Here is a 10,082-nt window from a genome sequence, read left to right on the forward strand (position 1 = left end):
GCTCACTCAACCGGTCCCGCACGTAACTGACCAGCGCGCCGCCGCGCCGATAGCGGTCCACCTGGCCGTCGATGCCGTCCATGTGGATCACCTGATCGTGCACCGGCTGCACCACGAGCAGCGGACAGGTCGGCGTCGAATTACCGAGGCGCAGATCGTCGAACATCGCCTGGAACTCCGGGGTGGCGATCACCTCGTCGAGCGGACGGATCAGGTAATCGTCCATGCGCTTGTTGGCCAGGCCGAAGATGGCGCCGAACGGCGTCGAGGTCTCGGCGCGGGCGACGAAACGGTGCCCGTCCAGGGTGAGTTCGTTCTGCAGCAGCGCGCCGAGCGCCGGGTACAGCCTGCGCAGGGCGGAGATCACGATGGCGGGCAGGCCCGCATAACTGGTGCCGTTCAACCGGGCGAACACCGCACCCGGATCGCCCACCGGCGCGCCCAGTACCGCGCCGGCGATATCGAGTTCCGGGGCGTAGGTCGGGGCCATCTCGACCGTCCACGAACTCGCCATGCCGCCACCGGAGTAGCCCCACACCGCGATCCGGGTATCCGGGCGCAGGCCGAGCGGCGCGAAACGCAGTGCGGCGCGCATGCCGTCGAGCGCGCGGTAGCCGGGTTCGCGGGGGGCGCCGAAATTTCCGCGCGGGCCCTCGTGATCGGCGATGCTCACGGCCCAGCCGCGGCGCAGCGCGTTCGCGACGAGCAGCCATTCGAACTGAGTGACCGAGCCGAGCGCACGGGCGCCGTAGCGCAATGCGTAAGAAGGAGAACATCTCTCGGTGACGGCGTCCATCGCCGTCTGAAAGGCCAGCAGCGGCCGGTCTTGCGAAGGATCGGCGTCCTGGGGCAGCAGGACGGTGGTGATCGCCGCCTCGGGCGTGCCGTGCATATCGCTGCTGCGGTAGAGCAGTTGCCAGGCGCAGACCTGCTGCGGCACAACGCCGAACAGGGCGAGCTCGATCTTGCGGCTGCGCAGGATGGTGCCGGGCGCCTTGGCGGCGTAGCCCTTGGGCGGCCGGTGGAACGGATCGGCGCTCGGCAGCAGTGGTCTGCGACCCGCTAGGGCGGGCTCCGAGGCGCCGGCGTCGACGATATCCGCGGTCATCTCGACCTCCTCATCCGTGAGGCCGGTGTACCGCACTCGAAAAGCGAAGTTACGCACCAACTATGGCGCCGACCATATCGAAGCAGGGTAAATGACCGGCGCCGGGTCTGGGAAGACGGCAGGATCCTGCCAGTTCCGCATTACACTCGCCGACATGGGCAGACCAGCAGTGTTCATCACCGGCGCCGCAGCGGGTATCGGCCGGTCGACGGCACTGCTTTTCGCAGCGCAGGGATATCAGGTCGGCGCCTACGACATCGACGAGGTGGGCCTGAGCAGGCTCGCCGCGGACATCAGCAGCCAGGGCGGCAGTGTGCACACCGGCGTGCTGGATGTGACGAACGCCACCCAGTGGGCCGAGCGGCTCGCCGAGTTCCACGCCGCGGCCGGTGGCTTGGACATATTGATCAACAACGCGGGCATTCTGCGCGCGGGCCGGTTCGAGACGCTCGAGCCGGCCGTCCATCAGGCGATCATCGATGTCAATCTCGGTGGAGTGCTCATCGGCACGCATGCGGCGTTCCGCTATTTGCGGGACACGCCGGGCGCCCAGGTGGTGAACCTGTGCTCGGCCTCGGCCATCTACGGCCAGCCCGAACTCGCCAGCTACGGCGCGAGCAAGGCCGCGGTCAAAAGCCTTACGGAGGCACTGGATCTCGAATGGGAGCGCTTCGACATCCGGGTGATCGCGATCTGGCCGTTGTTCGTGGACACCGCGATGACCGACGGGGTGCAGACCGGCACCACGAAATCGCTCGGCGTGCGGCTGACCGCACAGGACGTCGCCGAAGGCATCTGGGAGGCCACCCGTAAGCGAGCCAGGTTGCCCCGCGTGCACTACGAGATCGGGACGCAGGCGAAAGTATTGGCCACCGCCGCCAAATACGCGCCGAACTGGGCGGTGCGCACCGTGAACAAATACTTCAGCGGCACCTGACCGGTCGCTGCCTGCGCTGCCGCGACTTCTGCAAGAATTGCGCACCGTAAAGGGGGTGCAGCATGCCGACAGCCACCGAGCACGAGGGACCGTTGCGCGAACGCGGCGTGCCGACGGGGGAAAAGGACTACCTCGATCAGCTGCTCGCCGACCTGGCCTTCGGGACCGGGCGGGACACGCAGATCGGGTACGCGGCGGGGGCCGCGGTCAGTGCGTGGCGCAAACCGCCGCGAATCCAGGTCACCGGCCGGGCCAACGCGGGCCGCACCACGGTGCTGCACGCGCTGGCCCTCATGTCCGCCGTGGAAACCGGGCCGGTCGACGAGCCCGAGACGCCGGAGCCGGCGCTCGACGCCGACATCGTCGTCTACGTGCTGTCGGCCGCCCCGTCGCCCGCGGATCGGCGGCTGCTCGCCACGTTGCCGCCAGAGCGCACCGTCGTGGTCTTGAACAAGGCCGATGCGATCGGCGTGCGCTGGGCCGACGCGGTCACCGCCGCGGAGCAGTACGGCCGGGAGCTCGGCGTGGCCGTGCTGCCGGTGGTCGCCTCGCTGGCCGTCCGCACCCGAGCCGGCGCTATGACCGACGTCGATGTCGCCGCGCTGCGCCGCCTGCTCGCGAACGACGATGCGGCGCTGACCCTTTCGCCGGACCTCTTCGTTGCGCCCGGCCCGGACCAGGCCGCCCGCGTAGAACTGCTGCAGCGCTGGGACCTGTACGGGGTGAGCTGTGCGCTCGCCGCGCTGCGGCACGATCCCGACCTCGCGCCGCAGACCCTGCTGCAGCTGCTGCACGCGGCGAGCGGTATCGACGCGCTGCACCGGCTGCTGCATCGGCGTTACGAACAGGTCTGCGCGCTGCGCGGCGGCGAACTGCTCGACGAACTCACGCGTTTGGCCGCCCGCGCCGTGCCCGCGGAGCAGAGCCGGGCTCGCGACATCCTGGAGCAGTATCTCTTCGGGGACGACGCCCGCTGGCTCGGTCTGTGCGCCGGGCTGGCGCATCCGTCCGTCGCGCACCTGGCCGCGGGGTATCCCTCGCCCGCGCCGGCCGACGCCGACGACGCGATGGCCCGCGCGGCCCGGTGGCGCGCGGTCGTCGCCAGCGATATGCCCCCCACCGCCCGCCGCGCGGCGTTACGGGTGCACAACGGCTACGTCCGACTATGGGAACGGATGAGCAGTGCCGGTCTCTGACACACCGGACGGACCGCCGGGCGCCGGTCCGGCGGCCGATTCGCTGGACCTGCCCGCCGAGGACGAACAGCCGGGATCGGCCGCACTCGCGCCCGACGTCGAAGCGGTCGTCGCGCGATGGAACCCGCAGGGAACCGCGCTGCTGCGCGCCGTGCGGGAGGGCGGCGCGGCGGGTTCGGTCCTGCTGATCGGCCCCCTCGACGCCAACACCACGTTGCTGCGAACCGAACTCGCGCGCTTCGAACCGCGAATTCCGCTCGCCGACCCGACGGCCGAGCCGGGCCTACCTGCGGAGACCGGCTCGGCGCCCGCGTCGCTCGCGCTGATCCTGCTGGACGCGGGCACCACGCTCGGTGCCGACACGCTGCAGATCGTGCGCCGCCTGCGGTCCGACGGCACACGAATCCTGCTCGCCATGAACGGCATCCACGCCTATCAGGACTGGCGCACCGTGCGCGAGCGCGACCTGGCCCTGCTGGCCGGCCAAGGCGCGGGCGAGCTCGACATCCTGCCGGTCTCGGCGCGGCTGGCGGCGGCGGCCCGCGCGTCCGGGGACGCCGGGCTGATGGACCGCTCTGGGCTGGGCGCGCTGCACGCGCAGCTGGTCGCGGCGGCGCAGAGCGCCGAAGCCGACGGCGGCGACCGGCTCGCCGCGGTGACCGCGCGCGTGCTGACCGAAACTCGCCAGCGAGTCATCGAGCAGGTGACCACCCTGCGCTCCGGCGCCGAATCGGCCCGGCTGCGGGAGGAACGCGCGGTGCTGCTGGCCGGTCGCGACGGCGGCCGGGCCACCGCCATGTCCACCCTGCGCGGGCAGTTGCACCTGGCCCGCGTCGACCTGATGACGGAGGTGGGCGCGCGGATCCGGGCGTTGCACACCGCGACCCGCGGCGATCTGGACCGGCTGCGCCGCCGCGACTTGACCGGCTACCCGGATCGGTTGCAGCACGCCGTGACCGAACTCACCGGCGGTGTCGACCAGGCCATCGACCAACGGCTCGCCGAGCTGGCCGCGCACATCGGCGGCGCCGCCGCGCCCGAGACCGGACTGCCGCCGCGCCGCCGCGACCCCGCGCCCAGAGTCGGTCCGGACCCCGATCCGCGGCACCGGGGTGTCGAAGATCACCTCATGATCGTGCTCGGCGCGTCGGCCGGTGTCGGCCTCGGCCGGCTGCTGGTTTCGCCCTTCGCGCTCGTTCCGGCCCTCGACGTGGCGAGCGTGCCGGTGACCCTGCTGCTCGGCGCGGGCGCCGCGGGCTGGGTGGTTCGGGCGCGCGGGCAGCTCGCCGATCGCGCGCACGTGCGGCAGTGGGTCTCCGACGCGCTGATCAATGTAAAAGCCCAGCTCGAGCAGCGGGTGGCGACGGCGCTGGTGGAAACCGAGACGGTGCTGGCCGATCGTGTCGTGCGCGCCAGCGCCACTCGCATGGTCGACACCGATCGCCGGGTCGCCGAGGTCGAAGCGCGATTACGCCGGACCGTCGCCGAACAACCCGGACAACTCGCCGCATGTGAACGCGACATCGAGATCCTCGACCGCTGGATCACGCCGGTTGAATAACTATTGAGAATGGGTACATAGTGACGAACCCGATTCCGTACCGGTCGTCACATCGCGTTAACCTCTAATCAGGAACTTGGGCGTCCGCTAAGTCCTCGTCCGCCGTCCAGCCGGGGCGCGGCTTTCGACTGGTCGTAGCGGGTGCCTTCCCGCCAATGGTGGCGCTCGGTGTGTTACCGCTGGTCAAGGGCCTTGGGCCAAGCGGAGGCAGATCGTAGGGACCGCCCATCTCAGGAGAGTTTTCATGACCTCAGCGACCATTCCTGGTCTTCGTGGATCCGACGGCAAACCGCCGACCGAGCACAGCGAACTACTCGCCTGGGTACAGGAAGTCGCAGAACTAACTCAGCCAGAGCGCGTGGTCTGGGCGGACGGTTCCGACGAAGAATGGGATCGCCTCACCACTCAGCTCGTCGAGGCGGGCACCTTCAAGCAGCTCGACCCGAAGAAGAAGCCGAATTCCTTCCTCGCGCTCTCCGATCCTTCGGACGTGGCCCGGGTCGAGTCGCGCACCTACATCTGTTCCAAGAGCGAGTCCGACGCCGGCCCGACCAACAACTGGGTCGACCCCACCGAGATGCGCGCCACCATGACCGAGCTGTACCGCGGCTCGATGAAGGGCCGCACCATGTACGTGGTGCCGTTCTGCATGGGCCCGCTCGGCGCCGAGGACCCCAAGCTCGGTGTGGAGATCACCGACTCGGAGTACGTCGTCGTCTCGATGCGCGTGATGACCCGCATGGGTACCGCCGCGCTGGAGAAGCTCGGCACCGATCGCCCGTTCGTGAAGGCGCTGCACTCCGTCGGCGCCCCGCTGGCCGAGGGCCAGGCCGACGTGCCGTGGCCGTGCAACGACACCAAGTACATCACCCACTTCCCGGAGGACCGCGAGATCTGGAGCTACGGCTCCGGCTACGGCGGTAACGCGCTGCTCGGCAAGAAGTGCTACTCGCTGCGGATCGCCTCGGCCATGGCCCACGACGAGGGCTGGCTGGCCGAGCACATGCTGATCCTCAAGCTGATCTCTCCTGAGAACAAGGCCTACTACATCGCCGCCGCCTTCCCGAGCGCCTGCGGCAAGACCAACCTCGCGATGATCCAGCCGACCGTCCCGGGCTGGCGCGCCGAAACCCTCGGCGACGACATCGCCTGGATGCGGTTCGGCAAGGACGGGCAGCTGTACGCGGTGAACCCGGAATACGGTTTCTTCGGCGTCGCGCCCGGCACCAACCGCAGCTCCAACCCGAACGCCATGGCCACCATGGAGGCGGGCAACACCGTCTACACCAACGTCGCGCTGACCGATGACAACGACGTGTGGTGGGAAGGCCTGGAGGGCGAGCCCGATCACCTGATCGACTGGAAGGGCAACGACTGGTACCTGCGAGAAACCGAGACGCTGGCCGCCCACCCGAACTCGCGCTACTGCACGCCGATGGCGCAGTGCCCGATCCTGGCCCCGGAGTGGGACGATCCGCAGGGCGTGCCGATCTCGGCGATCCTGTTCGGTGGCCGCCGCAAGACCACCGTCCCGCTGGTCACCGAGTCCTTCGACTGGCAGCACGGCGTTTTCATGGGCGCCACCCTGTCCTCGGAGCAGACAGCGGCCGCCGAGGGCAAGGTCGGCACCGTGCGCCGCGACCCGATGGCGATGATCCCGTTCATGGGTTACCACGTCGGTGACTACCTGAACCACTGGATCAATCTCGGTAAGAACGCCGACGCCACCAAGCTGCCGAAGATCTTCTACGTCAACTGGTTCCGGCGCGGCGAAGACGGCCGCTTCCTGTGGCCCGGCTTCGGCGAGAACTCCCGCGTGCTGGAGTGGATCGTCGGCCGCGTCGAGGGCACGGCCGAGGCCGAGGCCACCGCGATCGGCAACGTCCCCGTCGCCGCCCAGCTCGACCTCGACGGCCTGAAGGTCGACCCCGACGACGTCGACGAGGCGCTGAAGGTCGACGCCGACGAGTGGCGCAAAGAAATCCCGCTCATCGAGGAATGGTTCGAATTCGTCGGCGACAAGCTACCTTCCGGAGTTCGTGACGAATTCGAGGCCCTGAAAGAACGCCTCGGCTGATCCCCGACTCAGAACCGCCCGCACCGTTTCCGGTGCGGGCGGTTTCCTTTTGCCCCAACAATTTCCGACCCCGAATCGGCCGAATTCGTTGTGCACCAGGCGGTGTGCAATGCGCCCACATCGACAGAGGCGGCGTCATGGCCCCGTTGCCGGTAGAAATGCCCTGCGCATCAATTGTGCACTGTGTCACACAGTGATCGGGCGGTGGAACCGGGAGAGGATGTGACCGATAAGCCGTGAGTAGCTATCTGGTTGTCCAGCTGTACTGCACGCCGGCGCAGGCGGATGCGACCCGTTCCGCGTTGGCGCGCGAGATCGCGAGGTTCCCTGAGTTCGCCGCCGCGCGGATCGAGTTGAACCAAGAAGCTGAAGCCGACTACGAGATGCACCTGCATTGGGCTGCTGATCATCCTGAACAGGACCCTGCCGACAGGATGTACTACCTGATCCGGGTGGATTCGCCGACCGATGTCCCAGAGCCTGCGCTGCGGGAGGCCGAGGCGAAGGTCACCGAGTGGATCGACTCGACCTATAACGACTCCGCCGACGAGATCGTCGAAGTGCAGTGGGGCAGCTACGCCGGAACCAAACTCCTGAGCTGAGTGGATCACGCGCAGAAGGGCTGTCACCGTCGGAAGTGACAGCCCTTCTTGCTCAGGTGACTTCGGCACCACACCGCGGCGGTGGCTGGACGCGCAGCACACGGTGCGGGCCCGCGAATTGCTCGAAACCACGGACTTGCCAGTCGAAGTGGTGGCGGAGCGGTCCGGTTTCGGCAGCGTGACCGCACTGCGGGCGCATCTGCGTGCGGCGACCGGAGCGACCCCGGCGGACTATCGCCGGTCGCTACGCCGTTGACGTGTGCTCCCCAGTTGCGCCCGGTGCGAAGTGGGGATTACGCGACATGGGTGCTCGCGAGCCTTTCGGCCGCGCACCGGGTTTCGCGGCGACGGAGCCGAATCTTGTTCCATACCAATGAATACCAGACGAGAACGGCTCGGGAGGGGTGCGCGGCTCCTGGACGGAAGTGAGGCGTCTCGGCTTGGTAGATGACACATCATCCACACCCGTTGCGCGTGTTTCCCGCCGCGTGAGCCGGAATGTGTGGTGCTATTGGTCATGGTCGGTGGTCACGTAATCGCGAGCAGGGAGCGTTTGCCGAGGCGCGGCATGGGGTAGTTGCCTGATGTGTGAGGTTTGCGCAGAGGTGGCTTATGCTTGCAGTGTTCTTGGTCTCATGACCTGCCAGTCCGATTGCTAACCGTTAACTGATCGACTGAACTACTTCCCTATCGACATCGAATTCCCGCGCTGCGGCAAGTCGGTGAGATCGACGCGCGAGAGGTGGTTGGAGCATGACCGATCTGGAGACGGGCGCGGCCATTGCGCCCCTGGTGGCCGGCTTCGAGCTGACCACGCTCAGCACGCCCTTGCGCCGCGCCGCCGGGCGCCTGCAAGCCGTCCTGCCGCCCGGATGGCGCGTCGAGATCGTCGACGCGCCCAACCTGACCGGCCGCGAGCGCGAGCCGGTCCTGCGGGTGGTCATGCCGACGGACTGAGCCGCCGCACGCCACCTCCGAGCTGGTTCCGCTGCGCGGACTAGCCGGTCCACCCCATCGGCATGAGCACCGACTTCTGCTCGCAGAACGAGTCGAGCCCTTCGGGGCCGTTCTCGCGGCCGAGCCCGGAGTTCTTGTAACCGCCGAACGGTGAGCTGGGGTCGAACGCATACCAATTGATCGCGTAGGTGCCGGTCCGCACCCGCGCGGCAATCTCCGCACCGTGCTCGACGTCGGTCGTCCAGACCGAGCCCGCCAGGCCGTAGACCGAGTCGTTGGCGATGGCCACCGCCTCGTCCTCGGTCTCGTAGGGGATCACCGACAGCACCGGCCCGAAGATCTCCTCCTGCGCGATGGTCGACTTGTTGTCCACATCGGCGAAGATCGTCGGCTCGACGAACCAGCCGCGCTCCAAGCCCTCGGGCCGGCCGCCGCCGAGCACCAGGCGCGCGCCCTCCGCCTTGCCCTTCGCGATGTACCCCTCGACCCGTTCCCGCTGCCGCTCGGAGATCAGTGGGCCGAGCTGCACCGCAGGATCCGCGGGATCGCCGACCTGCATCGTCTGCACGTGCGCGACGAGCGCGTCGACGGTCTCGTCATAACGACTGCGCGGCGCGAGAATTCGGGTCTGCGCGACGCAACCCTGCCCGCTGTTCATCAGTCCGGAGAAGGCGAGCACGGGAATGGTGGCCGCGATGTCCATGTCCGGCAACAGGATTGCCGCGGACTTGCCACCGAGCTCCAGGGACACGCTCTTGAGCTGTCCGGTGGCGATCGCGCCGATCTTGCGGCCGACCGCGGTGCTGCCGGTGAAGGTGACCTTGTCGACGCCCGGATGTGAGACCAGGTACTCCGCGGCCTCGGGCTCGGCGGGCAGCACCGAGAGCACGCCCTCGGGCAGACCCGCCTCGGTGAAGATGTCGGCCAGCAGATTGGCCGTGATCGGTGTCAGCGGTGCGGGTTTCAGCACCACGGTGCAACCGGCGAGCAAGGCCGGTCCGAGTTTGTTGGCGGCGAGGAACAGCGGGACATTCCACGCGGTGACCGCCGCGACGACCCCGCGCGGCTCCCGGCTCACCCGTGCGGTGCCGAAGAGCCCGGTGCGAGTCTCGTTCCAGGGGAACGTCTTCGCTAGCGCCGCGCATGCGTCCAGCGCGGCGACCGCGGGAATTTGGTTGAGCGTCATGGCGATCATCTGCGGTGCGCCCATTTCCGCGGTGAGCGCGGCGAGCAGCTCGGCCGAACGCTGCTCGATCAGCCGCGCGGCGCGGGTGAGTACTTCGGCCCGCTCCTGCGGCGGCGTGGCGGGCCATGGGCCGTGGTCGAAGGCGTGCCGGGCGGCGGCGACCGCCGCGTCGACGTCGGCCCTGGTGACCGCGGGGACGCTGCCCACCGGCTCGACCGTGACCGGCGAGATGACCTGAACGCGCTCGGTGGTGGCCGGCGCAGTCCAGCGGCCGCCGATGAACAAGCTGTCGTAATGCATGAGAACACGTTACAGTTTTGTGGTCCGGTTGTCTGTAACCTGTTCCAGTTCTACTCCGTGAGGGTAGCGCTGAGCTGGACAGATCCCAACCTGTCGGTTCGCTTTTCGTAGAACGCACTATTGCGTTCTGTTGCTGAAAAGAGGATGCTGTTAGCTAC

General features: G+C 68.3%; 9 protein-coding genes. 7 read left to right on the top strand and 2 right to left on the bottom strand.

Annotation, left to right across the window (positions count from 1 at the left end; genetic code table 11):
- On the bottom strand, nt 1-1,108 hold a 1,108-nt coding region (locus NBRGI_RS32045; protein ID WP_036561709.1), incomplete at its 3' end, for a lipase family protein.
- Nucleotides 1,109-1,262: 154 nt separating this feature from the next.
- Here NBRGI_RS32045 and NBRGI_RS32050 point away from each other — a divergent pair.
- From NBRGI_RS32050 to NBRGI_RS44460, 7 genes are all read left to right on the top strand, one after another.
- A complete protein-coding gene (locus NBRGI_RS32050; RefSeq protein ID WP_029900926.1) occupies nt 1,263-2,045 on the top strand; it encodes an SDR family oxidoreductase in 783 nt (260 codons plus the stop codon).
- 62 nt (nt 2,046-2,107) lie between these two features.
- Nucleotides 2,108-3,241: a hypothetical protein gene (locus tag NBRGI_RS32055; protein WP_029900927.1), complete on the top strand. Its 1,134-nt coding sequence runs from the start codon at nt 2,108-2,110 to the stop codon at nt 3,239-3,241.
- Nucleotides 3,228-4,802 carry a hypothetical protein gene (locus tag NBRGI_RS32060; RefSeq protein ID WP_029900928.1) on the top strand — a complete coding sequence of 525 codons (1,575 nt, stop codon included), beginning with the start codon at nt 3,228-3,230 and terminating at the stop codon, nt 4,800-4,802. The genes NBRGI_RS32055 and NBRGI_RS32060 overlap by 14 nt, the downstream gene beginning before the upstream one ends.
- A 244-nt stretch (nt 4,803-5,046) precedes the next feature.
- Nucleotides 5,047-6,879: a phosphoenolpyruvate carboxykinase (GTP) gene (locus NBRGI_RS32065; RefSeq protein WP_029900929.1), complete on the top strand. Its 1,833-nt coding sequence runs from the start codon at nt 5,047-5,049 to the stop codon at nt 6,877-6,879.
- Between the two features lie 236 nt (nt 6,880-7,115).
- On the top strand, nt 7,116-7,481 hold the full coding sequence (locus tag NBRGI_RS32070; RefSeq protein WP_029900930.1) for a hypothetical protein: 366 nt from the start codon (nt 7,116-7,118) through the stop codon (nt 7,479-7,481).
- 4 nt (nt 7,482-7,485) lie between these two features.
- Nucleotides 7,486-7,737, top strand: a complete 252-nt coding sequence (locus tag NBRGI_RS49735) for a helix-turn-helix domain-containing protein (RefSeq protein ID WP_148311026.1) — start codon at nt 7,486-7,488, stop codon at nt 7,735-7,737.
- 497 nt (nt 7,738-8,234) lie between these two features.
- On the top strand, nt 8,235-8,438 hold the full coding sequence (locus NBRGI_RS44460; protein ID WP_036561707.1) for a hypothetical protein: 204 nt from the start codon (nt 8,235-8,237) through the stop codon (nt 8,436-8,438).
- Nucleotides 8,439-8,478: 40 nt separating this feature from the next.
- On the opposite strand, the gene NBRGI_RS32085 is transcribed toward NBRGI_RS44460, so the two are convergent.
- Nucleotides 8,479-9,924 (bottom strand): aldehyde dehydrogenase, encoded by a 1,446-nt coding sequence (locus tag NBRGI_RS32085; RefSeq protein WP_029900931.1) that lies wholly within the window; start codon nt 9,922-9,924, stop codon nt 8,479-8,481.
- Nucleotides 9,925-10,082 lie beyond the last annotated feature (158 nt).

This window comes from Nocardia brasiliensis IFM 10847 (genome assembly GCF_000710915.1).
Lineage (GTDB): Bacteria > Actinomycetota > Actinomycetes > Mycobacteriales > Mycobacteriaceae > Nocardia > Nocardia brasiliensis_A.